At 48.0% G+C, this 25,644-nt stretch carries 22 protein-coding genes; 18 read left to right on the top strand and 4 right to left on the bottom strand.

What is annotated here, in order from left to right; translation table 11 throughout:
• The first annotated feature begins 3 nt into the window (after positions 1-3).
• The 18 genes from rsmI to BUR42_RS16380 all read left to right on the top strand — a co-directional run bounded on the left by rsmI (position 4) and on the right by BUR42_RS16380 (position 22,857).
• Positions 4-678 carry a 16S rRNA (cytidine(1402)-2'-O)-methyltransferase gene (rsmI, locus tag BUR42_RS16460; RefSeq protein ID WP_074240263.1) on the top strand — a complete coding sequence of 225 codons (675 nt, stop codon included), beginning with the start codon at positions 4-6 and terminating at the stop codon, positions 676-678.
• Between the two features lie 195 nt (positions 679-873).
• Complete coding sequence (locus tag BUR42_RS16455; RefSeq protein ID WP_074240262.1) at positions 874-1,461, top strand: Pvc16 family protein; 588 nt, start codon at positions 874-876, stop codon at positions 1,459-1,461.
• A 4-nt stretch (positions 1,462-1,465) separates the two neighbouring features.
• The gene (locus tag BUR42_RS16450) at positions 1,466-2,635 is read left to right on the top strand and encodes a hypothetical protein (RefSeq protein ID WP_074240261.1); all 1,170 of its coding nucleotides are present in this window, start codon (positions 1,466-1,468) and stop codon (positions 2,633-2,635) included.
• A gap of 30 nt (positions 2,636-2,665) precedes the next feature.
• A complete protein-coding gene (locus tag BUR42_RS16445) occupies positions 2,666-4,105 on the top strand; it encodes a phage tail sheath family protein (protein ID WP_074240260.1) in 1,440 nt (479 codons plus the stop codon).
• Between the two features lie 28 nt (positions 4,106-4,133).
• Positions 4,134-4,565 carry a phage tail protein gene (locus BUR42_RS16440; protein WP_074240259.1) on the top strand — a complete coding sequence of 144 codons (432 nt, stop codon included), beginning with the start codon at positions 4,134-4,136 and terminating at the stop codon, positions 4,563-4,565.
• 2 nt (positions 4,566-4,567) lie between these two features.
• Complete coding sequence (locus BUR42_RS16435; RefSeq protein ID WP_074240258.1) at positions 4,568-5,074, top strand: phage tail protein; 507 nt, start codon at positions 4,568-4,570, stop codon at positions 5,072-5,074.
• Positions 5,075-5,091: 17 nt separating this feature from the next.
• Complete coding sequence (locus tag BUR42_RS29790) at positions 5,092-5,262, top strand: DUF5908 family protein (protein ID WP_159442288.1); 171 nt, start codon at positions 5,092-5,094, stop codon at positions 5,260-5,262.
• A gap of 3 nt (positions 5,263-5,265) precedes the next feature.
• The gene (locus tag BUR42_RS16430) at positions 5,266-5,982 is read left to right on the top strand and encodes a CIS tube protein (protein ID WP_074240257.1); all 717 of its coding nucleotides are present in this window, start codon (positions 5,266-5,268) and stop codon (positions 5,980-5,982) included.
• 7 nt (positions 5,983-5,989) lie between these two features.
• Positions 5,990-7,732, top strand: a complete 1,743-nt coding sequence (vgrG, locus tag BUR42_RS16425; protein WP_074240256.1) for a type VI secretion system tip protein VgrG — start codon at positions 5,990-5,992, stop codon at positions 7,730-7,732.
• A gap of 60 nt (positions 7,733-7,792) precedes the next feature.
• Complete coding sequence (locus BUR42_RS16420; protein ID WP_074240255.1) at positions 7,793-8,083, top strand: PAAR domain-containing protein; 291 nt, start codon at positions 7,793-7,795, stop codon at positions 8,081-8,083.
• 19 nt (positions 8,084-8,102) lie between these two features.
• Positions 8,103-8,537, top strand: a complete 435-nt coding sequence (locus BUR42_RS16415) for a GPW/gp25 family protein (RefSeq protein ID WP_074240254.1) — start codon at positions 8,103-8,105, stop codon at positions 8,535-8,537.
• Positions 8,538-8,540: 3 nt separating this feature from the next.
• Positions 8,541-11,804: a baseplate J/gp47 family protein gene (locus BUR42_RS16410; RefSeq protein ID WP_143197466.1), complete on the top strand. Its 3,264-nt coding sequence runs from the start codon at positions 8,541-8,543 to the stop codon at positions 11,802-11,804.
• Positions 11,801-14,449 (top strand): hypothetical protein, encoded by a 2,649-nt coding sequence (locus tag BUR42_RS16405; protein ID WP_074240252.1) that lies wholly within the window; start codon positions 11,801-11,803, stop codon positions 14,447-14,449. The genes BUR42_RS16410 and BUR42_RS16405 overlap by 4 nt, the downstream gene beginning before the upstream one ends.
• Before the next feature lie 17 nt (positions 14,450-14,466).
• Positions 14,467-17,367 carry a hypothetical protein gene (locus BUR42_RS16400; protein WP_074240251.1) on the top strand — a complete coding sequence of 967 codons (2,901 nt, stop codon included), beginning with the start codon at positions 14,467-14,469 and terminating at the stop codon, positions 17,365-17,367.
• Positions 17,368-18,876, top strand: a complete 1,509-nt coding sequence (locus BUR42_RS16395) for a contractile injection system tape measure protein (RefSeq protein ID WP_074240250.1) — start codon at positions 17,368-17,370, stop codon at positions 18,874-18,876.
• 11 nt (positions 18,877-18,887) lie between these two features.
• Positions 18,888-19,562 (top strand): chitosanase, encoded by a 675-nt coding sequence (locus BUR42_RS16390; protein ID WP_074240249.1) that lies wholly within the window; start codon positions 18,888-18,890, stop codon positions 19,560-19,562.
• 4 nt (positions 19,563-19,566) lie between these two features.
• Entirely contained in the window at positions 19,567-20,877 is a 1,311-nt protein-coding gene (locus BUR42_RS16385; protein ID WP_074240248.1) for an ATP-binding protein, read from the top strand.
• Positions 20,878-20,979: 102 nt separating this feature from the next.
• On the top strand, positions 20,980-22,857 hold the full coding sequence (locus tag BUR42_RS16380) for a M1 family metallopeptidase (protein WP_074240247.1): 1,878 nt from the start codon (positions 20,980-20,982) through the stop codon (positions 22,855-22,857).
• A 146-nt stretch (positions 22,858-23,003) separates the two neighbouring features.
• On the opposite strand, the gene BUR42_RS16375 is transcribed toward BUR42_RS16380, so the two are convergent.
• From BUR42_RS16375 to BUR42_RS16360, 4 genes are all read right to left on the bottom strand, one after another.
• On the bottom strand, positions 23,004-24,008 hold the full coding sequence (locus tag BUR42_RS16375; protein ID WP_074240246.1) for a patatin-like phospholipase family protein: 1,005 nt from the start codon (positions 24,006-24,008) through the stop codon (positions 23,004-23,006).
• Positions 24,009-24,026: 18 nt separating this feature from the next.
• Positions 24,027-24,542 carry a hypothetical protein gene (locus BUR42_RS16370; RefSeq protein WP_074240245.1) on the bottom strand — a complete coding sequence of 172 codons (516 nt, stop codon included), beginning with the start codon at positions 24,540-24,542 and terminating at the stop codon, positions 24,027-24,029.
• 229 nt (positions 24,543-24,771) lie between these two features.
• The gene (locus tag BUR42_RS16365) at positions 24,772-25,239 is read right to left on the bottom strand and encodes an SRPBCC domain-containing protein (protein ID WP_074240244.1); all 468 of its coding nucleotides are present in this window, start codon (positions 25,237-25,239) and stop codon (positions 24,772-24,774) included.
• Entirely contained in the window at positions 25,223-25,561 is a 339-nt protein-coding gene (locus tag BUR42_RS16360; protein WP_074240243.1) for an ArsR/SmtB family transcription factor, read from the bottom strand. The genes BUR42_RS16365 and BUR42_RS16360 overlap by 17 nt, the downstream gene beginning before the upstream one ends.
• Positions 25,562-25,644: the final 83 nt, after the last annotated feature.

The raw sequence follows: 25,644 nt of genomic DNA, 5'->3' as shown, positions 1-25,644 counted from the left end.
GCCTTGTCAAAACTCTTCCTCATTCCATCTCCCATCGGTAACCTGGCGGATATCACGTACAGGGCTGTAAAGGTTTTGGAAACGGTGGAATTGATCCTGGCAGAAGATACCCGTACTTCAGGTGTGCTCCTGAAGCACTATGGCATCAACAAGCCTGTAACACCTTATCATCAGCATAATGAGCATAAGGTGTTGCAGCATCTTGTACAACAGATGCAAAGCGGTAAAGAAATGGCCCTGCTCACAGATGCCGGTACTCCCGGTGTTTCTGATCCGGGCTTTTTACTGGTACGGGAATGCATCCGTGCCGGCGTACCGGTAGAATGTTTGCCAGGCGCCACCGCATTTGTCCCTGCATTAGTGAACAGCGGCATCCCCATGAACCGCTTTGCCTTTGAAGGATTTCCCCCGCTTAAAAAAGGCCGCCACACTTTATTCACACAATTAGCTACAGAAGAACGCGCACTCGTTTTCTACGAATCACCTCACCGCCTTGTAAGAACACTGCATGATTTCATCCAGTACTTTGGTGCGGAAAGGCAATGTTGCGTTTCCCGCGAACTCACAAAAATGTTCGAAGAAAATAAACGCGGCACTTTGCAGGAGGTGCATGATCATTTTGCAGAGAAAGGTGTGAAGGGAGAAATTGTAATTATTGTAGAAGGCTTTACTAAATAAGTCATGTTAAATTATTGAAAAACCGTATCTGTCGCTTATAGTTTTTTTTGCTATAATAAAATTAAATAAGTAATATTACAGAGAGCAAGAGCCCCGAATATTGAAGACCGATAGCAAAGCATATTCTTAACACCCCAATTTTACCAAAAGAAAATACCGCATCATAGCTGATGTGACCCCAAACAAATACGCAACATGATCCATGAGGCATTAAAGTTTATTTCTGATGAAGTAAACCGATATCTGTCCCTGAAACTTGGTTCTGTTACGGATCCCCGTCTCGTATTGGGAAACGTGGCTAAACTTAGTGAGAATGATCAGGGAGGAGGGAGCAACCCGCTGTCGAACCGCGCAATATTAACACTGGTGAATATTGAAGAAGACCGTGTGTCACGGTCCCCGGATAATTACAGAAGAGTAGGAGATGCAATTCAGTACCGTAACCCCAAGGTGTTCATTAACCTCTACTGCCTGTTCTCCGTGAACAGATCTAATTACGACGTATCGCTCGAATGGCTTAATTACATTATCCAGTTCTTCCAGTACCGCAACGTTTTCACGCATGGCAACAGCCCCTTGCTGCATGAGAAGATAGACCAGCTGGTGTTGGACATGACCAGCATGAACCTGGAACAGCTCAACCAGTTATGGGGTGTGATGGGTGGAAAGTATTACCCCTCGGTATTGTATAAAATGAGACTGATCGCTATCGAAGATGATACGCCGGAAGCCTCAGGCGACCTGATCCGCGAAATTAATATCACAGAGCAAGGCATCAACTGATCATATGCAACTGAGTTATAAAATATTATTTGTGGTAGAGGTGCTCCACGACTACTACAGCGATGCGCGGTGTGCAGATTTCACGATCGAGCCTACCGCAGAAACGCAATTGCTGTTTAAGAACCAGCAGGTACTCTGGCGCAACATGGGCAATAAGTTCTATGCCCTGGTAAGGCTCGTGGAAGGCAAGCCACTGGTGCCCCTTTCGCCGGACCTGGTGTTCCGCTGTTACCTGAAGCTGAACAGCATGCAGTTTGCGAACTTCACTAATATAGAAGTGAATTACAGTGCAGGGCAACGCCTCTATCTCACTAACCTGCACCAGCATCATCTCAATGGCACACGTTTTATCACACAACAGATTGCAGCTTACAACGGCGCTGCCAGTTATCTGCCGGGTAGTTTTGCGCAGGATGTAAACGGCGATGTGTATGAAGCTATCCGCAGCAGCAATAACGGTAATGCACATGCCCTGAATGAATCCACCTTCTGGGAAAACCGTTTGCAGCGCCGTTATGCAACACCGGCAGACCTTACATTCTCCGCCAGCAACCTCTTCCGCTTTCAACTGCCAGCCCCTGTGATGGCAGCTTCCATAGAAATATTCCGTTTCAATACCGCCAACGGAAATTATGATCTGCCCGCTTTGCCGGCCCAGCTCCTGAATTTCCCGCAGAGCCAGTCCGAAGTATTAGTGAACCTCGGTTCCCTGCCCCCTGCACGTTACAGGGTACAGGTGAATGCATCATCCGCCTTTGTGTATGCGGATAGCAGGATCCAGCAGGAGCAAGTGTTTGGTGTGGTGGAGATCTTCAATCATTTACCCTCAGCCAGTCAATCATCTTTATTGAATAACAACGGCACTGTAAAAGAAACAGTGTTCACCGTACGTTTCGCCAACCGCGTTGCACTCTGGAAATACCTGGTGAATGCAGGTTCTGCTGTTACTGCTATCAAAGACAGTAATGGTACTTATTCCTTTGTGAAATCAGGCGATGCATTTATTTCCAACAGGCCTATCCCTTTAACGGAAACGCCTATCCGTTCCTTCTTCCTCGAGTCCGGCAATGCCGGGCCGCCATTCGCCCTTAGCAATGCCGCCATCAACAGGATCAGAACATTGCAGCGGGATGGCGATACCTTCTATTGCAGTGAAATATTCCTGAATCAATAATCATTTATTTAACCTCAAATATTACTCATCATGCCTTCCACATTCAAGACCCCCGGTGTTTATGTGATAGAGGAATCCAAATTCCCGCCTTCCGTAGCACAAGTGGAGACTGCCATTCCTGCCTTTATCGGGTATACGGAAAAGGCTACCCGGCTTCTTTTAGATGATCTCCGGGCAACACCTACCCGCATCACTTCTCTGCTGGAATATGAAACCCTTTTCGGCGGCCCCCAGGCAGAAGACAGCTTTGAAGTGACCCTCACGGAAGATCTGGACGCCGATGGCAAACTGCTGGGCATGACTGCCACGGCCGTATTGCTGAACACTGTGGCAGATCCCCGTTCCAGGCACAATATGTACTATGCTTTGCAGATGTACTTCGGCAACGGTGGCGGCCCCTGCTACATTGTTTCTGTAGGCGATTACCTGGCACTCGGTACACCACCCGCAGCACCAACGCTGACCAGTGGCCTCACGGCACTGGCAACAGTAGATGAACCTACGCTGATCATCTTCCCCGAAGGACCTAATATGAACACTGCTGCATTGTATTACACCCTGCAACAGGCTTCCCTGGACCAGTGTAATTTGCTGCAGGACAGGTTTGCGATCATTGACCTGTATCAGAACAGTGATACCAATACCAATAACATCGATCACTTCCGTACCAACGGCCCTGCCAATAACCTGAAATATGGCGCTGCTTATTATCCTAACCTCGTTACTACCTTACCTTACAAGGTGAATGAAGCAAACGTGGTAGTGAACCATACCATTATCACAGATGGTGTAGCCGCAGCACCGGTATTGTTCTCCTTAACAGATACACCTGAGAAAAAGAAAACCATCCAGTACGCCAAAGTAATAGAAGCCATTAGTAATATTACCGTGGAACTGCCACCCAGCTCAGCGGTTGCAGGTGTTTATGCAAGCGTGGACTCCAACCGCGGCGTGTGGAAAGCGCCAGCTAACGTAGGCATCAATTACATCACCAAACTGGCTAAACAGTTAACGGACGATGATAACGGTTACATGAACATCGACCCTACTGCAGGTAAATCTGTGAACGCCATCCGCGCATTCACAGGAAAAGGTACACTGGTATGGGGCGCACGTACATTAGCCGGTAATGATAATGAATGGCGTTATGTTTCCGTTCGCCGCTTCTTCAACATGGTAGAAGAAAGTTGTAAGAAAGCAAGCGGCCAGTTTGTGTTTGAACCCAATGATGCAAACACCTGGACGAAAGTACGCGCCATGATCTCTAATTTCCTCACCGTACTCTGGCGCCAGGGCGCATTGGCAGGAGCCAAACCGGAGCATGCATTTTACGTGGCCTGCGGTATCGGTACTACTATGACGGCACTGGACATCCTGGAAGGACGTATGAATGTTGAGATCGGAATGGCAGCTGTTCGCCCCGCAGAATTCATCATTCTGAAGTTCTCTCACAAAATGCAGGAATCATAGTTCATCCAAACATTAAAACCTCATAAAAATGGCAAATTATCCATTACCTAAATTTCACTTCAGAGTGGAATGGGCTGGTTCGAATATCGGTTTTACAGAAGTAAGCGGTCTGGACAAAAGTCTGGAAGTAATTGAGTATCGCGATGGTGCAAGCCCTGAGTATCACAAGATCAAGATGCCCGGCATGCAAAAGTTCTCCAACATCACCCTCAAACGCGGCACTTTCAAAGGCGATAATGATTTTTATAAATGGTTGAAGACAGTAAGCCTGAATACCATTGAGCGCAGGGACATCACTATTTCCCTGCTCAATGAAAACCATGAGCCCGTATTGAACTGGCTGATCAAAAATGCATGGCCTGTAAAAGTACAGTCCACCGATCTTAAAGCAGATGGCAACGAAGTGGCCATTGAAACACTGGAACTGGCACACGAAGGCCTGGAAGTTGAAATACCCTGATCATGGCTTTTTTAAATTTTGAATACCCGATGGTAGGGTACCACTTCCTGGTACTGTTTGAGATCTTCCCACAAACGCCGGTAGACGTGCGTTTCAGGGAAGTGACAGGGCTTTCCGTTTCCATGCTCACAGAAAGTGTGAAGGAAGGAGGAGAGAACCGTTTCGAACATAAACTACCCACCCGGTCGTCTTATTCCGATGTAACACTCAAGCGGGGTCTGTTTAACACAGCCCTGCTCACCGAGTGGTGCCGGCAGGCGATCGAGAACTACGATTTTAAACCAGTGAATGTACTGATCACGCTACAGGACGAAAACCACGTTCCGGTTTTCGGATGGTACCTGATCAATGCATTCCCGGTAAAATGGGAAGTAACCGGCCTTCATGCGGAACAAAGCCAGATAGCTGTGGAAACCTTGACGCTGAGTTATAATTACTTCAAGATCATTTCCCCGATATCATTGGCCGCCGGCATTGCAGGCAGTTTTTCCGCAAGCGTGAGCCTTTAATCTTTAATTGATCGCATATGCCTGTTATCATCCAGGAAATACACATCACGGCAGAAGTAGGTGCCCAGCCGCAAGTGCAAATGGGCGCGGAATTGCCTCCTGCAGCACCATCCGCATCGCAGGCAAGTATTGTTGCGGCATGTGTGGAAGAAGTGTTGCGCATTATTCATGAAAAAGCAGAACGTTAAGTTATGTTTGACGAAGGTACACTGGCCAAAATGCGGATCATTCCGTGTGTAGATGCCAGCTTCACAGAAGAACCGGGGGCAGAACCCTTTGTGGTACAGGTGAACCCGGACACCTATACACTGGCGCACAGCATTGTGTACAACGATGCTGCTGCACAGGGTAATAGTGCCGCGCAATTACAGTTCAACCGCATTACACCACAACAGCTGGATTTTGATTTCCTCTTTGATGGCACCGGCGTGATCAGCCAGGGCGGCGGTTTACTGCAGATTGCCAGTTTGTTCGGTGGTGGCGAAGCACTCGTTGTGGCAGATGAAATTGATAAGTTGAAACAAGTGGTGCTGAACTATTCAGGAGATATTCATGAACCCCGTTACGTAAAGCTCTCCTGGGGCTCACTGCTTTTTAAATGCCGCCTTACCAGCCTGCGCATACAATACAAATTATTTAAACCGGACGGCACGCCGCTGCGTGCAGTAGCCAAGTGCAGCTTCCGGGAAAGTATAGAACCCACCCGCAGGGAAGCAGAAGAAGGAAATAGTTCTCCGGACCTTACACACGTACGTGTAGTGAAAGAAGGAGATACGCTGCCGCTGATGACCTATCGTATCTACGGCGATTCCAAATATTACCTGGAAGTAGCCAAAGCCAATGGCCTGGTTAATTTCAGAGATCTGCGGGCAGGTCAGCAGATATTTTTTCCACCGATAGAAAAATAAACAGCACGTGCCACTAAGCAGAACATTACCGGTCGCAGACGCCACGCTTGTTTCGTTCATCATTAAAGTGAATGGATCGGAGATCTCCAATACCTATGTGGTAACGGGCATTTCAGTATACCGCGAAGCAAACCGCATCCCGCGTGCGGTGATCCAGGTAATGGATGGCAGCGCGGCAGAAAGCGATTTCCCGGTAAGTAATGAAGAGGTATTTGTTCCCGGTAATGAAATAGATATACAAGCCGGATACAATGCAAAGAACGAAACGATCTTTAAAGGACTGATCGTAAAACACAGCCTGAAGATCAGGGGAGACAGATCGCCGGTGCTAACGATAGAATGCATGGATAAAGCCGCTAAACTTACCCTCAGCCGCAGGAATAAATACTATGCGGAAGTGAAGGACAGCGAAGTGATAGAGGAACTGGCCTCCGCCGCAGCACTGGACCCTGATATTGAAGCTACTACCGTTAAACACAAAGAACTTGTACAATACTATTGCACGGATTGGGACTTTATCGTTACCCGCGCAGAGTCCAATGGCAAACTGTGTTTTGTGGAAGATGGCAAACTGCTGGTGAAGAAACCGGACATGAGCCAGCCTCCGGCATTGGACCTTGTATTTGGTGCCACCATCATGGAACTGGATGCCGAAATGGATGCCCGCCACCAGGTAACAGGCGTGGAAACAGTTGGCTGGGACCCCGCAGAGCAACAACTCATTACTACCACCGGTGCAGAACCGGGGCTTACAGAACAGGGCAATATCAGCAGTGCCGATCTGGCCGATGTATTTAAAACAGACCCCTATCATTTGCAGCATGGAGGCAGCATGCCGGAAGATGAACTGCAGGCCTGGGCAGATGCACAACTGCTGAAGAACAGGCTCGCCAAGATCCGTGGCCGCGCAAGGCTCATGGGGAATGCGATCATAAAACCCGGAATGGTAGCACAACTGGGCGGCGTTGGAGAGCGCTTTAACGGAAAAGTATATGTAACCGGTGTACGCCACGAATTACAGGAGGGTGCCTGGAATATGGACATCCAGTTTGGCCTGGCACCGCAATGGTTTGCCACACAACCGGATGTTACACATGCTTCCGCCAGTGCCGTGATCCCCGGTATCAAAGGATTACACACCGGCATCGTTACAGACCTGGAAGACCCCGATGGCGGATTCCGCGTGAAGGTAAAACTGCCGGAGATCTCTGCAGATGAAGAAGGTACCTGGGCAAGAATGGCTTCTTTTTATGCCGGTAATAACCGCACCGCATTTTTCCGGCCGGAGATAGAAGATGAAGTGATCGTAGGTTTCCTGCATGAAGATCCTAATTTCCCGGTGATCCTGGGTTCGCTGCACAGCGCAAAGAACGTATCGCCGGAAGAGCATTCTAATGACAACTTCAGGAAAATAATCTTTACCGCCAGCGAGTTGAAGATGACGTTTGATGATGAAAAGAAATCTTTCACGGTTGAAACACCGGGCGGTAAAAAGATCTCTATAGATGATGATGGAAAGATCATCAAAGTGGAAGATGAAAACGGCAACAAGATGACGATGGAATCTTCCGCTATCAAAATTGAATCAGCAGGCGACCTGGAACTGAAAGCTGCCAAAGAGATTAAACTCACCGCCCCCAATATTACTGTGAAAGCAGACGCAGCATTGGAAGTGGAAGGAGGTGCATCGGCCAAAGTGGGCAGCAGTGGTACCTGCACAATTAAAGGTTCATTAGTGCAGATCAATTAATACAGCAGCAATGAGGCAGCCCGCAGCAACGGCACCTGCACCATCAAAAAATCAATCACAATGGGACAACCCGCAGCAAGAGCATCAGATATGCATGTTTGCCCAATGGTAACCGGAACGGTTCCTCATGTTGGCGGCCCTATACTGCCACCAGGATGCCCCACTGTACTGATCGGCGGAATGCCTGCGGCGAGAGTAGGAGATATGGCTGTTTGCACAGGCCCCCCTGATACCATCGCTGCCGGTTCCGGCACTGTGCTGATCGGTGGCATGCCTGCAGCCAGGATGGGAGATTCCACTGCACATGGCGGAACAATTATTTTAGGATGTTTTACCGTTTTGATAGGATAATATTTAAAACCCCAATAGCATGAACAAACCTTTTCTCGGCAGGGGATGGAGTTTTCCCCCGGTATTTGAAAAAGGCACGCAGCAGGTGAAAATGCTGGAAGGTGAAGAAGACATTCACAGCAGCCTGGATGTATTACTTTCTACCATGCTGGGAGAAAGAGTCATGCAGCCACGTTTTGGATGTGATATGAAAGACCTGCTGTTTGAATCTGTTAATGTGAGCCTCAAATCCATTATGGTAGACCGTGTGAAAACAGCCCTGCTCTATTATGAACCCCGCATAGAAGTACTGAAGATAAACCTGGTAGCAGAGCGTGAGCTGGAAGGACTGATCCAGATCGAAGTGGAATATAAAGTGCGTACCACCAATAACCGTATGAACTATGTATTCCCCTTCTACAGGATAGAAGGCACTGAGATCAAAAACACAACCCCAATAGAAAAAACCGCGTAGAAGATGACCCCACACATCAATGTTCATTTAAGGGATGGCGCCAGCCAGTTGCAACGCCTGATGGCTGAGTTGCAGGATGGCTTCGTGAAAGTGGATGAACGCAGCCTGGAAGAACTGCTGACCTTCGCCAAGCAATACGCAAAGTCTGTATTGTACTTTGATCACCTGCCACCTAATGTAAACAAAGTGAATGGCGACTGGACGGATTTCTTCAACTTCGACCCCAAACAATTACTGGAACAATTATCCACCAGGGATAATATTGAACCTCACCTGGCATTATACCTTACTTTCCTTCAACTTATACAAACCTTACAGGAACAGGCGAATGGCTTCACACAGAACCATCTTGATTTCTATTACCGTAATGTACTGAACCTGCAACCACTCAAAGGCCGTGCAGACGAAGTACATGTAGTGTTTGAGCTGGCCCGCACTGCCACAGAACAATTCCTGGCAGCCGGCACCACGCTGGATGGCGGGAAAGATGATACCGGTACCAAACGCCTGTACAAACTGGATAACGACATTGTTGTAAACACAGCGCTTATCACCGACCTACGTTCCACCTATGTGCCGGAAGACAAAGTGGATGAAGTGCATTATGCCAATGTAGCGAACAGCCAGGACGGCCTTGGTGGAAAATTGCCACCTGAAGATCAATCCTGGTCGGCTTTTGGAAGGGAAGCAGATACAGACAGAAAACTGCCCGCATTACCTGTACAGAAAACGGGCTTTGCATTGGCTTCGCAGGTATTGGAAATGAAGGAAGGAGACCGTATTGTAACAGTGGAGATCACGCTGGCAATAGACAGTAGTTTCAATCTTACCGAAGCCAATAAGTTAGGCGCTAACGCACTGGAAATATTCTATAGTGGGGAGAAAGGCTGGATAGGCCCTAATGCCGCTACGCTCAAATTCTCCGCCATTACCGGCAGCACACAGCGTGTGAAAATGGAGATAACAGACGGAGGGCTGAATAGATCAGTACCTGCAGTAACCGCATATAATGCGGCCTTATTAGGGAAAGACTTTAATACCCAGCAACCACTCATGCAGGTATTGTTCACGCAAACCACTTCCGGCAAACTGCGTAAGATGCTGCTGAAGTCCACCGTGGTGAATACGCGCATGAAAGTAGCCGTGAATGGTGTTACTACTTTGCAGTTGCAGAATGATATGGGATTGCTGGACCCTAAAAAGGCTTTCATGCCCTTTGGCCCTATCCCTGTGAAAGGTGCTTCATTCTACGTGGGCTATGAAGAAGTATTGCAGAAGAACATCGATCAGTTCTCTTTTGATGTAAGCTGGCAGGGTGCCCCGGAAAGTTTCCGCGCGCATTACGACAATTACTTTGAGCGGGACGCGCTATACAGGATAGCGGCCCGCAGTATCAATACGGATATCCGTATTGCAGGAAGTGTTTTGAATGACAGCCTCACGGTATTAAACGATAATAACCCTATCAGCAATAATGACTACTTCACTGCTAAGATTGCCGTGAAGGGGCAGTCGAATAACATCAATACAAAACTATTCGGCAACAATGCTACAGAAGATGTACGCTGGCCTTTGGGTGGGGCGCCTGCTGCTACCAGCATTCCTTCCAGTTATAAAATACTGAGCAATACCTTTAAGAGTTATTATACAGATCAGAAGCTGGTACTGGCCAGCCCCAATTTCTATTCTTACAGCAATGTGGGATTAGGGATCAGCAATTGGTGGAAGCTGCCGCTATTGAACCTGGTGAACCCCGTTAAACCCGTTGATACTACAAAAGGTTTTGCGAGGATCACGCTGGACAAAGATTTCTTCCATAAAAAATATCCCGGCGTATTTGCTACGCGGATGCGGGAAGAAGTGCCGGAAGATCAACTGCCGCTGGAACCTTATACCCCATTGATCAAAACATTCTCCCTGAATTACACGGCTTCTACCAGCGTAGTGAATGTGAACGATATCAACTTCTCTGCTTTTAATACCCGCGAATTGCAGTTCTTCCATGCAGATGTTTTTGGGGTGGCAGAACAACACGGTTATCTCAAAGATAATTTCAACAAGCTGCTGAAGCTGAACAACACCAATGTATTCCTCTTACCACAACACCCTGTAGGAGGCGCTTTCTACATTGGGCTGGATAAAGTGGAATATGGCCAGAGTGTGAGTTGTTTGTTCCAGCTGGCGGAAGGCAGCGCCGATCCTGAAGCAGATACGCAGGATGTGCAATGGAGCATCCTCTGCAGTAATGAATGGCGGAGCTTCCGGCCGGAAGAATTGCTGATGGACCATACCAATCACCTTTTACGCTCAGGTATCATTAAATGGGCTATCCCTGCAGAAGCATCAAAAGACAATACATTGTTCCCTGCGGGAAAGCTCTGGATCCGCGGACAGGTAAAAGATCCCATGGCCGTATGCCGTTTTATCCAGCTGCATACACAGGCAGTGAAAGCTACTTTTGTGCAGGGGACCGGTACTGCCGTAATGAATGTACTGGCTGCCGGTACCATCTCCAAACTCAGCGATAAACTGGCTTCCATTAAAAAAGTAGAGCAACCTTATGGATCTGATAACGGGCAATTGCCCGAAAACAATGTGCAGTTTCAGACACGCGTGAGCGAAAGGCTGCGGCATAAGCAACGTGCCGTAATGGCATGGGATTATGAAAGAATGGTATTGCAGCAGTTCCCGGAAGTATATAAAGTGAAATGTTTGCAGCATAGCGCTGCGGGAACTGATTCCTGCTGTGCAGGACAGTCCCCGGGGCATGTGGCCATTATTGTGGTACCTGACCTCCGTAACAGGAATGCCATCAATCCCCTGGAACCTAAGGTGAGCAAGGATACGCTGGTGAGCATACAGGATTATTTACAGGCACATACGGGCATGTTTGTAACCCTGCATGTAGAGAACCCGCATTATGAAAAGGTGATCCTTGATTTTAAGGTGCGTTTTAAAACCCTGGGAGATACCGGTTATTACAAGAAGTTACTGAACGAAGAGATCAAACAGTTCCTGAGCCCCTGGGCATTTTCCGCTTCTAAGGATATTGCCTTTGGTGGTGCTGCCCGCAAAAGCGTGCTGCTCAATTTTATTGATGGCAGGGATTATGTGGATTTTGTGACGGACTGTAATATGTACCACCAGGTAGGTAATAAAAAGAGCGGTAATGTAAATGAGATCATCGTATCTGATCCCAGGGCCATCCTGGTATCCGGTAATGCGCATACTATCAACGATTACACCCTTCAAGACGTTTGCACATGAGCAACCCCGTAACAATATCACCCAGGCCCCCGGTGATAAAGAGTATGAACTATGAACTGTTGCGCACTCAGGGCCTGCAGTACATCGAAAAGGTGGCCAGCCAGCTGTGGACAGATTACAATGTGCACGATCCGGGTATTACCCTGCTGGAACTGTTATGTTATGCCATTACAGATTTAGGTTACCGTACCGCCATGCCGGTAAAAGATCTGCTGGCCACTAAAACAGATAACAAACTTACTTTCCAGCAGCAGTTTTATTCTGCTGCACAGATCTTACCCAACCGGCCTGTAACGGTAAATGATTACCGCAAGCTGTTCATCGATATTCCGGGTATTAAAAATGCCTGGATCAGGAAAGCTGTTTACACGCTTTTCCTGGATGCCAGAACGAAAACGCTGGTGGCTACACCACCACTGGCAAACAGTTATACACCCATTGCGCTGAACGGTATTTATGATGTGTTCCTGGAGCTGGATGCACTTACGCCGGAAGAAGAAGAAAACCTTACGCCCGGCCAGATCAAAGCCAAACAGGATGCACTGATCCTGCTGGCACGCGAAGCTTATCACCGGAACCGTAATCTCTGCGAAGACCTGGGTAGTATCACGCTCATTCCCGAGCAACGCATCCAGGTCTGTGCGGATATAGAGATCAAAGCAGAAGCCAATCCGGAAGAAGTAATGGCAGAAGTGCTGTTTGGTATCCAGCAGTATTTGTCTCCCCTGATCAGGCAATATACGCTCGCAGAAATGCTGGAGCAGCAATACCCGATGGATGAAATATTTGAAGGCCCTTATCTTACCAACGGCTTCCTGCCGGATAAAGAGCTGGAGAGATCGGTATTACGCACGCATATTTACAGCTCTGATATCATTGGTATTGTGATGGATATTCCGGGCGTAGTATCCGTGAAAGAGATCCTGCTGAACTACTGCGACATGCCCAATGGCCGCCATGAATGGTGTTTGCCGGTAGCAGCATGGCATAAGCCAACACTTTGTCTTGATAAAGCGGCGATCCATTTCTTCAAGGATGTGATCCCTGTTACCGTAAAGAAAGATGTTGCACTTGATCTGCTCAATGAGAAGATCAATGTGGTGAACCAGTTGGTAAAAAGTTCCGATTACGATTATGGATTAGGCCGTTATATGGATGTGGCGGATTATACGCCCTTGCTAAACCAACTGCCTGTTACCTATGGAGTAGGCCCCTTTGGATTGCCTGCCCAGGCTTCTGAAGAACGCAGGGCACAGGCCAAGCAACTGAAAGGTTACCTCCTGTTCTTTGATCAGATATTAGCTAATTACCTCGCGCAGTTAAGTAATGTGCGCAGTTTATTCCGGGTACAGTTCTCGGAAGCTGAACTGGCAGAAGACCCGCATACTTACTTTTTCCAGAAGATCAAAACAGGTGGTTTCCCCGGTATCCAGGACCTGATCAAAGAATACGCCTCCTTTGAGCTGCCGGGCGTTAATCACCTGCCGGAACTGATCAATAGTTACGACAGGCCGGTAGAGCGCAGCAACCGTTTCCTGGACCATCTGTTATCCCGCTTTGCAGAACGTTTCTCTGATTATGTAATGCAGTTGTATTCCCTCTATGGGCAGAAGGCAGCGGAAGATGTACTCATAGATAAAAAAGCATTCCTGAATGAATACCCGGCCATCAGCCGCGACCGTTCCGCAGGGTTTGATTATTTCAATCACGATGTGGCCGTATGGGATACGGATAATGTAAGTGGTATGGAACATCGCATTGCCCGGTTGATCGGTATTCCGAATTATAACCGCAGGGTGATCTCTGTGATCAAATACGAGATCTACCAGGAACTGGATACAGATGGAAAAGATGAGTTCCGTTTCCGCCTCATAGACCCTGTTACCAATAAAATACTCCTGAGCAGCAGCCATAAGTATAGCGTGAGAGCAGATTGTGAGATAGCCTTTAAAACCGCCATGCGCCTTTGTGCAGACGGCAGTAATTACAGCGCCAAACTCACTTCGGATGGTAAACATTATTTCAATGTAACTGAAGATGGGAATGTGATTGCCCGCAGGATAGAATATTTTGAAACGGAAGAACAGATGGATAATGCCATCGACTTCCTCATCGCTTTTGTGAAAAAGAATTATAGTGATGAAGGTTTCTTTGTGGTAGAGCACATCCTGTTAAGGCCGGACATTACTTACTTAAAGTCCCTGCCCGGCGAAGCCCTGAACCCGGATAATTTCCTGCCCGTATGCGCCGATAAGGATTGTGATGATGGTTGTGCCCTGGACCCTTATTCTTTCCGCATTACCGTGATCATGCCGGCCAATACAGCCCGTTTCCGGGAAACAGGATTCCGGGAGTACATCGAAAAACTCATCCGGATGGAAACACCCGCACATGTGCAACCAAAGATCTGCTGGCTGAACGACACGGAACTGGGACTCTTTGAAGGCGCATTCCGCACATGGCTGGAATTGAAACAGCAGGAAGAGATGAACTCACCGGAAGGATTAGCTGCCTTGCAGGAACTGATCAAAATACTCTACCAGGTAAAAAGCATATACCCCGTAGGAGAGTTGAGCGACTGTGCAAGCCCCAGCCCAACCCCCATTTTATTAGGAAGAACAAATCTTGGTAATCAGAACGCCTAAACGTTAAAGTTATTTTTATGGAAAATATACCCGTAAAACTGAAAGTGCCCCCTCCTCCCTTCAATTATTTTGAGGACAACCAGGTATTAACTGCCACCCAGCTGAACAATGCTATCCGGTACTTTGATTACCAGGACCGCCTGACCCGTACACGCCTCATCGGCGCCGGTATCGTATGCGGATTGAAAGTGCTCTTCGGTACCAGTGATATCACTATCACCAAAGGTTGTGGCCTCACCTCCGATGGCGACATCATCAGCCTGCCGCAAGACCTTACGTATGTGCAACTCACCGCATTCGACGACAGCAAAGCGCAGTATCTTCCTTTCCGCAACGAGGAAAAACAGGTACCATTGTTTGAACTGATGGTGAAAGGGGCACAGTCCCCCGGCAACCAGGAAGTGATACCCATTAATACCTTCTTCACCCAGAATGCCGCAGCAGATTATGTTGTGCTGCTCTACCTGAGCCAGTTCCTGGAAGATACCGATATCTGTTCTTCTGTTGATTGCGATAATAAGGGTGTTTTACAGCAGAACAACCTGCATGCTTTACTGATCAGCAAAGCAGATTACGAACGTATCCACCAGGACCCTGACTGCTGCAGTGAACAGTACTTTGATATGCCGGATGCATTTGTGCCACGGGTTATCTTTAATCCGGCATCAGATGTTTTCAACTATAACAACTTCAAGAAGCAATACCAAACAGCGATAGAGGAAAGTTCTAAACTGCTCGGCAAGCCATTGGGAATGGCGGATGATCTGGCCAAAGCATTGCAGAAATGTTACCTGCAAAGCGGAGAAATACCACAGTCTCCGGCCATCCGTTTAACAGACGTTCGCCCCGTATTGACGGACAATCCGAGACTGACGGATAACCCTGTTACCGAAGGGGCCGGAACAGTGCGGCCAACAGCCACCCGCCCCACTGCTACTTTAAATACAGAACTCATTTCCCGTATCAGCACATTGGGACTGCGTTTGCCAGCCAGCCTCGTAACCCGTTTCCGTAACCTCAGTGGTTCCGCCGCCGCCGATTTCCAGGCACGGATACCTGAATTACTGAAGGCTGCGCTGGAATCATACGGCATTCAATATCTCTACGATTTTGTGAAAGATGTGGCAGTAGCTTATACAGAATTCAGGGAAGCTACTTTTGATCTTTGCCAGGGCTGCTGCATTGCACCTGAACTGTTCCCCAAACATCTTGCACTGGGATTAGTACAGGACCCCAGCGATGAGATCAGTTGCCGTTACCGCCAGTGTTTCATTGAATCACCCATCCTGAATAACAAGGATGAACAATTGCGCAGGGCCTTGTATCTCTACAACCGCCTGGTGCAGATCATCCAGAGCTATGAATACACCCCAGGGCAGCGTGACCAGGGCGTAAGGGTAACCCCCACTGTAAATACAGAACGTCCCCTGGGAGAAAAGAGCATTCCTTATTACTACAGGCCGCAATCGCTGATAGAAGAATGGGACTATGAGCGTTACCGCCGCCGTGCTATCGATACCCATCTGAATTATTTCGCGGCAGAGAATGCCCCGGAAACAATGCCGCATATCCGTCAGCCTTTGGACTATGACCTGGATAAATACAACTTCTTCCGCGTGGAAGGGCATGTAGGCAAAAGTTATGAGAACGTATATGCCCAGCTGGACAAACTCCGCGAAGGGAAAGACCTTCCTTTTGAGATCATGGGCCTGCAGCTGGATGCTATCAGGAATTTCATCATTCCTAAATGGGAATACCATCCGCCTTACCTGGATGTACTGCATGAAATGAATAAGTTCAAGCTGAACGACTACCTGGATAAAATGAAAGGCTTCAATGATGATCTTGAGCTGAAATTGCCAACAGAAGTAGAACTCACAGCACCAGGTGTTTCCAATTATTATGGCAACGCAAAGGATATCCGTTCCAAAGCTGTGGATAAAAAGAAAGAGATCGATAAAGAGCTAACCGATCTCAAACCTTTCCTCAGCCTGAATATCAATCAGCTGAAAACAAAAGATTTCGCGCCGGTACACGAGTCCATCGCCATGAAAGCAGCCGTGCTGAACAATGGTGCTAAGCTGCTCACCCGCACCGCACTTTCCACTCCGCTGCAAAGTGTGGCGCAGATCCATACTCCCGCATTGCTGGACTGGATCAAGAACCTGGCCGTAGATACCAGTGAAGCCATCAAGGACAGTTATATCTTCATGAACTTCCTCAAAGACAACCCTTCACTGCTGCATAATGCAGGCGTGCAAAAGGGTGGCACTTTCCTGATCGTATACGCCATCATCAATACAAATAACAGGAACGAAAGAGTAGTGGTGGGAGATTTCTATGTGCCTTACATCGTACAACCACAACAAGTAGCAAAACCGAATACACCACTGCCTATTAAACCAATCCAGGTAACTCCGATCAAACCATTGCCTGCACATATATTCGACCTGGTGCCGGATATCAAGAAGCCACCGATCCTTAATCTTGATTTTATCAACATTAAAGACAAACTGGATAAAGATATCCTTCAGGTGAACGACAAGTTCACAGACCTGAAAGCTACAGTGAATGAAAAGGTACTGGACCTCAATACTTCCGTGAATACCAAACTTGGTACACTGGCCACAAAGGGCGAAGTGCAATCCCTGGTAACAGAAAACATGCTCAACGTGGCAAGGGATTACAAACAAAACTTCGATTCTGTGGTACAGGTGATCAAAACAAAAGATGTAACCGGCGGTGTGAAAGGATTTGAAGCAGCCAACTTCGGTAGAATGGAACTGGACGAAGCCGCCATCAAAGGCCTCTCTGCAAATGAGATGGAATTAATGGCCGCTAACTACCGGGATGCACTCACTAAACTGGAAAAGAACCGTACGGACTTTAGTAATTTCAATTTCAAACTCCAGAGATAGATGCAATCGCATATCATCCATACCATGAAAGTATCGCTCCGCGTACCCGATATGGAAAACGCCTTTCCCATGCAACAGCGTGTGAAAGAGTGCCTGGGAAAGGAGTGGGATGATCAGCTTACAGCTATCCTGGATAAATACGGCACAGGAGATCAGTTCCTGCAGATACCCCGTTTGGAAGTACAACTGGAACCTATACCTGCGCACCAGTGGGAGAACCATTTTAAAGAACGTTTTATGGAGGCTTTGGATAAAGCATTGTCCCGGTACAACCAGGATGCAAAATCACAAACGTTTGAGGAAGAAGATCGCCCATGGGGCCCTTGTTCTGCCAGTGAGCAGTACCAGGATGTATGGTTGTTCTTCATGCAGCATGGTATGCTGCCCTGGTGGGCACAACCTGGTTCAGCGGAAGAACTGGAGCAGCAGGTAATTGCCGCTGTGAAAACACAACCGCAGTTCTGCAAAGAACAATGGACGCGTGCCTGGTTGAAAGGCCATCTCTCCGTGCAGCGATGGGTACAGCAATGTTCACCTTCTTTGCAGCATGCTGTATTGGAAGCACTTGCCGGATCAACGGTTGCAGGTATGATCACAAGCCTGGAGGCAAAGATGCTGCTGGCGGGTAGTAGTAAAGTGAACCTTCGCCAGCTGCAATGTTTGTATTGGGATGTGGTCTTTCAATTATTATTAACAGAAGAAGGAACCGCTATAAAAAGCGCAGACATTGTAATGTTGATGAAAGCGCATTGGGGAAAATGGGTTAGTGCGGAAATGGATGCAGCGATAATTGAAAGGATCCATGGAACAATAAATGATCCAACAGAACAAAAGGATATCAGCAGATCTGAAAGCATAGATAAAGAAGGTGCTGCTCCTGCTGAAGGTCCTTCCCCTGGTGTTGTTTTTAAGACGCCGGGATCCTCTTTACCTGCTGCTTCAAAGCCGGCAGCTTCAAAAAACATCCCTCCAAAATCCTCTTCTCCCGATCTCGGCATTGGAGAACACCTGCTGATCAACGATGCCGGCCTGGTATTATTACATCCCTTCCTGTTACACCTCTTCAAACACTTTGAGTGGTTGCAGGAAAATGATACCCGCATCGATCCGCAATATGTACATAGGGCAGCACATCTCCTGGCATTCATGGTGAGCGGAGAAGAACAAACACCGGAATACAAACTCGTTTTCCCTAAATTGTTATGCGGCCTGCCGCTTGATACGCCACTGGAAAAAGACGTGTATCTCACTACAGCAGAAAAAGAACAGGCAAAGGAACTTTTAGAAGTAGTGATCAAATACTGGGATGCCCTGGGTAGTACCAGTGCTGATGGTTTGCGCAGCACTTTCCTGCAAAGGGAAGGAAAACTGATCTTCCAGGAAGACCAATGGCTGCTGATCGTCACCCCTCAAACAGTAGACATCCTTTTGAACAGGTTACCCTGGGGATTAGGCTTTGTGAAGCTGCCCTGGATGGAACAGCTGCTGAAGGTACAATGGAACCCTTAAACCAATTAGCCATGATAACAACAGCGCAAAAAAAGAAGATCATAGAGATCGTCAACGTGTTTGAAACCGGCTCCCGCGAAGGGAAGTATGATGCATTGGTGATCTTCCCCGATGGAAAAGGCGGCAGCCGCCAGATCACTTATGGCCGCAGCCAGACAACAGAGCAGGGCAACCTGCGCAATCTGCTGGAAAGATACATCGAGCTGGATGGCACTTTTGCCTCAGCCTTCGAGCCCTTTATGCCCAAAGTGGGAAAGGTACCTCTCGTGGATAACCAGGTGTTCAAACAACTCCTGAAAGATAGCGGGAAGCAGGACCCTGTTATGCGGGCTGCACAGGACGAAATATTTGAAGTGCTGTATTTTCAGCCTGCTTTTCATTTCTTCAACGCAGAAGGTTTTACACTGCCGCTTAGCTTATTGGTGATCTACGACAGCTACATACATTCCGGTTCAGTTCCTTCGTTACTGCGTAATCGTTTTGCAGAACGTACGCCCGTAAGAGGAGGAAATGAAAAGGTGTGGGTGGAAGATTATTCGGAAGTCCGCCGCGACTGGCTGGCCACCCATAAGCGCAAGATCCTGCATGCAACAGCCGTGCGGCCCAAAACATTCCTGGCACAAATGGCAAAAGGGAACTGGGACCTCTCAGCTCCGGTTACAACACAAGGCATTACGATACCATAATCATATGCATCCTTCACTATATACCGCTATACAACACCTCACTGCTTTTATACAGGCAAGGCTGGCAACATACCTGGGCCAGGAGCCTGTGATGATAGGAGATTACCCTGCACAGATCACAGCCGCCACTGCAGAGATCCCCGCCTTTTCCATGTTTAACGAAAAGGAACAGGTGATACTGCTGTTAGCCCTGATGCCCCATTTGCATCCCGGATATTTTGAAGGGGTTATTCAGCAATACCTTCCACAGGGAGGAGACTTCCCTGCATTTGGTGGTGTGAAAGGAAATAATCACCGCGCCATGTTGCCCACGGGAGAAACCGCGCAATTCCTGCTGGCAGGGAAGGATCTTGCAGAACGGATACAGGTGCAGGAACTTTTTTCTTCAGATCATATTTTATACCAGCAGGATATCTGCTGGCTGGATACCGTGAAAGAAGGAGAACCCATGATGAGCGGGCGCATTGTACTGTCCAATGAATGGCTGGACAAAGTTTTACTGGGCCGCGAAACCTTACCGCGTTTCAGCGCAGATTTCCCTGCACGCAGATTGCAGACCCAGATGAGCTGGGACGATGTGGTATTACATCCTATTACCAAAGAACAGATCCAGGATATCAGCATCTGGCTGAAACACCATGCCCTTTTCAGCAAGGATGACAACCTTGGCCGTAAAGTGAAACCCGGCTACAGGGCCTTGTTCTATGGCCCTCCGGGTACAGGTAAAACATTAACCGCTAACCTGCTCGGTCAGCAGTTTGGCAGGGAAGTGTATTGCATTGATCTCTCGCAGGTGATCTCCAAATACATTGGTGAAACAGAAAAGAACCTGGAGAAGATCTTTAACCGTGCAGAACATAAGAACTGGATACTGTTCTTTGATGAAGCAGATGCGCTTTTCGGAAAACGCACCAGTGTACAAAGTTCACACGACCGTTATGCCAACCAGGAAGTATCCTACCTGCTGCAAAGGGTAGAAGCTTTTTCCGGCCTGCTGATCCTTGCCTCCAATTTCAAGAATAACCTGGATGATGCCTTCCTGCGCCGTTTCCATGCCATTATCCACTTCCCCATGCCCAATGCGGAAGAACGCCTCATGATCTGGGAAAAGAGCATGCCGGCCAGCTTGCACCGCAACGGCAACCTGGACCTTCGTTCCCTCGCAGAACGTTTTGAGCTTTCCGGCGCCTCTATCCTCAATATTATGCATTATGCCTCCCTGCGTGCTTTTGCCCGTAATGATCAGCAGTTACATCTCTCCGAAGTGATGGAAGGTGTGCGGAAAGAGCTGATGAAGGAGGAAAAATCATTCTGATCTGTCATAGGGGCTGCACATCCTTCGCAGACCACACATCCTAAAACCGCCTCACCCTATTCTAAATTCATTATTTTCGCCCCTTATACCAACGATCTGAATATGAGTAAATCATTATTTCCGGCGTTTTTATGCTTACTCGCCACCTCCACAGCCTGGGCACAACCAGACCGCTGGCAGCAAAGGGTGAAGTATAAAATGGACGTACAGATGGATGTAAAGACCAACCGCCTTACAGGAAAACAACGCCTGGAGTACACCAATAATTCACCGGATACTTTGTTCCGGGTGTTCTACCATTTACAATGGAATGCTTTTCAACCCAACAGCATGATGGACGTGCGCAGCAGGGAATTGGGGAAAAGCCCTATAGGCAAAGATGCCAAAGGAAACGACAAATACGACTGGGATTCCAGGGTAACAGACCGCATCTCCAAACTGCAACCGGATGAGATCGGTTACCAGAAAGTGATCTCCCTCAAACGCGATGGCCATCAACAGGTTTACCGCACAGAAGAGACCATCCTGGTAGTGGACCTGGACAAACCCATTCTGCCCAAAAGCAGTACCGTGTTTGAAATGGAATTTGAAGCACAGGTACCTATACAGATCCGCCGCAGCGGCCGGAACAACAAAGAAGGCATCGACTATTCCATGGCGCAGTGGTATCCTAAATTATGCGAGTACGATGCAGAAGGATGGCACCCTACTCCCTACATTGCCCGTGAATTCTACGGCGTTTGGGGAGATTTTGAAGTGAACATCACCATGGACAAAAAATACCTGATTGCAGCTACAGGATATCTCCAGAACCCTAACAGTATTGGTTACGGTTACGAAGCAAAAGGCGTGAAAGTAACACAGCCCGCAGGTAATACACTCACCTGGAAGTTCCTGGCACCGAATGTATTTGATTTCGTATGGGCAGCAGACCGCGACTATAAACACATCACCAAAGAAATAGATGGTTTTACCGCGCATTTCTTTTACCAGGAAAATGATACCACGCGCCAGACATGGCCGCAGCTGGCTGAAATGATCCCCGATGCATATGCCTACATTAAAAAACATTACGGCGCTTACGGGTACAAACAATACTCCTTTATCCAGGGGGGAGACGGTGGCATGGAATATCCCATGGCCACGCTGATCATGGGTAACGGTAAAATGAGAGGCCTCTACGGCGTAGCCATTCACGAATGGATGCACAGCTGGTACCAGTGTATGCTGGGCACCAACGAAAGCCTCTATCCCTGGATGGACGAAGGGTTCACCACATTCGCAGAAAATAACGTGATCGGTAATACGCTGGATTCCCTCAAAGGCCGCTGGCATCAATCGGAATCTTACCGCAGTTATTTTAACCTGGTGAGCAGTCCTTTTGAAGAACCCATGAGTACGCACTCCGATCACTATAATACCAACTACGGTTACAGCACAACTGCTTATTCCAAGGGGGCCGTGTTCCTGGAGCAACTGGGATATGTGATCGGTGCCGCTAACAGGGATGCAGGGCTTTTACGCTACTATAAGGACTGGCGCTTCAAACATCCCAACTCCCGTGATTTTATCCGGGTAATGGAAAAGGAAAGCGGTATCCAGCTGGATTGGTACCTGCAGTACTTTGTGAACAGCACCAAACATATCGATTATGCGTTGGACAGCATTTACGAAGTGAACGGCAAAGCTACCATACGCCTCCGCCGCGTGGGAGAATTTCCCATGCCCATAGATCTGCAGGTAGAATATGCAGATGGGAGGAAGGAAATGCACTACATCCCTTTAACCCTGATGTTTGCCAACAAGCCTAATGAAGACCCTGCTATCAGGCAGGTAGTACACGACGGCTGGAGATGGACGCATCCTACCTATACCTTCACGCTGGATGTGCCACTGGGCCAGTTAAAAAGCCTGGAGATAGATCCCAGCCAGCGGATGGCAGATATAGAACGAAGGAATAATAAAGCGGTTGCGAGATAATATTTTTAAGGCTGCCGGTACCGGCAGCCTTTTTTTTGTTAGATGCGCCATGGTAGCCTCTTCCTTGCTTTATCCTAGCTTCGTGTTGCCTCCGGGAGCGGGTTTGGGCTACATTAAAGCAAGGATAAAGCAAGGATTAGGCTTCTTTAGAGCCCCTCAAAGTAATTCCGGGCAACTTCCTCCCCATAGGCTACCATTTTCTTCATGGCTGCCGGCTCAAAGGTTAGGCCGCCGGGGCCACCGCCTAAGGGTTTCTCCGGCCGGATAATATGCAGTTTCAGGTCTGTTTTTCCCAGGAAAGGGTTATCAAAGGGAATATCAAAGAAGCCCTCTATCTCCTTTGGTTTTAAACCGGCGTCTTTCATTTTCGCTTTTACGGCCTTGATGTACTGCAGGCTCCTGTTTACATATTTCGGCATTTTCAGGTCGTTGATGGCCACATCCATGGTAAACCAATCCAGTGTTTGCTGTAAGATCCTGAAAGGGCTTTTAAAGTGTTCATTATCCACTTCCGGGAGTTCCGGCGTGAGCAGGATGGCATATACTTCCGTAGCGCCGTTGTCGATCGCTAATTCAATGGGGGCGTACTCCCGCAGGCCGCCATCCACATATTGCCAGTCTTCGTTTTCAATCACCTTATAAGGCGGCATAAAAACAGGCTGGCAGGAAGAGGCAAACATAGCACGGCGGAATGTACTGCTGTTCTGCACACGGACCACATCATAATCAGAAGAGGTCATGGGCAGGTCGCTGTTCGTGAAATAAACGATCCTGCCGGTTTGCAGGCATACCGTGGTGAGGTATACTTCCTTTTTACTTTTCAGTAATGCATCGTAATGCGCGTCTGTAAAAGTTTCTTTAATGAGCAGGCTGAGCGGCTGTGCATCAAAGAGGGAATAGGAATCTTTGCTGATAAAACGGTTGATCACATTGCCGGTAAGGATCACATCGCTGGTGATATGGGTAGTGTAGAGTTTTTCCAGCAGGTTAATTTCTCCCAAAGCCGCCATGGGGGCAATGAGTGAGCCGGTGCTGGTACCACAGATGGTATCGAAGGTTATTTTGGGTGTAGCGGCCATATATTTCAGCACGCCTACGGCAAATGCTCCTTTAGAGCCACCGCCGCTGATCACCAATGCAGTTTTAGGCATAAGTGTTGGGTTTAAAAGTTATAGATCTGGTGGCGGAGCAATCTTTTTCCTGAACAGGTTGATGCCCAATGTAGCCTGGAACCACCAGTTGTTCAGCATATAATCCCTGTGAGATTTGATGGAAATGGTAGCAAGTGTACCGATCTCTACGGCCAGTCCTCCGCCGACCAGTCTTTGATCTTTGGTGCCCCAGAGATGTTCTGCCACCAGCTGAATGTTGAACACGGTACTCTCGATCACTTTGGGACCATCAGATAACATCAGCGAAAGCCGCCCGCCGCCGATGCCATAGATCCGTTTGTTGGTGAAAGCCCCGCCACCGGTAACACCGAGGCGCAGCCTGCCGGGGATCACAGCTATCTGCGGAGAGAATGCAAGAGATGCCAGGTACAGATCGGGGCTTTGATTAAACGCCGTGACCGCACCCTGGCTTAGTTCCAGCGGAAAGATCCATCCTTTGGGAAATTCACTTTGCGCAAAATTCCGCAGCGGATAGCAACATAGCAGGAACAGTAAAATGAATTTACTTTTCATGGAATTAACGATTAGCAGGAGGCAGCAGGCGCGATGTTTAGTTTTTTGGGGTATGCCTGGAACCAGCCTGTGATGAAGAAAGGGGTTGCTATATAAAGATACTGGTTTCAGTTAAAAGAGAAGGACAATTTCATCTCCTAAAACCTCCTAAAAAAGCCAATACCTGCCGGATAAACGCTTCATAAAAAAGATAATAGGTTAAAGCATTGGAGGAAGTTCCTCCCACCGTTCATTGCTCCTTTAAAAGCGCCTCCAGCTTCTCCAGGCTTGAGTTCCATCCCTTATTCATTTCGCTTTGGTAAACTTCAGGAGGCAGGGTAGCATTACGTACAACAGATTCAATGACCTGCCTTGTTTTATTGTTCTCAGAGATGAATGTAACCGTATGCGTTACTTCAAGGACCACATTCCCATTCCCGTCTTCCGGCCATGCGGTGAACACAATCCGTTCCGGTTCCCGGATTTCATTGAACACCCCACGCATAGGATATACTGATCCATCGGGCGCCGTCATCATAATAAGGATACGGCCTCCGGGTTGCACACCTATTTCACAGACAGGATTGGTGAATCCCTTGGGTCCCCACCACATGGCTAAATATTCAGGGTCCGTCCACATTTTAAAAACAAGTTCACGCGGTGCATCAAACACCCGGAAGCTGGACATTTTATGTTCCTGGTTATTTTTTGCCGTCATGTTTTTTGCTTTTTGCCTGGATAGTTTTCAATGCTTTTTCCATCAGATCAAACTTGGCTTCCCAGAACTTTTTATATTGATTCATCCAGTCCGCCACTTCGCCCAGCCTTTCCAGTTTTGCTTCACAATAACGTTCCCTGCCTTTCTGGGTGATCACCACCAGCCCGCATTCCGTGAGGATCTTCATATGCTGCGATACAGCAGAGCGGGTAATATCAAAATGCTGCGCCACCTGGTTCAGGTTGAGCTGGTTTTCTGCCAGCATACCCAGTATGGCTCTTCTATTGGGATCGGCGATAGCCTGGAATACATCTCTTCTCATGATACAATAATATGCGAAAGTAATCACTTACGCAAAACAAAAGGGGGAAACAAGGCCGGCCGACCTTATTTCCCCCTTCTATA

Origin of the sequence: Chitinophaga niabensis, from assembly GCF_900129465.1 — a bacterium.
Lineage (GTDB): Bacteria > Bacteroidota > Bacteroidia > Chitinophagales > Chitinophagaceae > Chitinophaga > Chitinophaga niabensis.
Note: the sequence above shows the minus strand (reverse complement) of the source record. Positions and strands in the feature narration are given on the sequence as shown.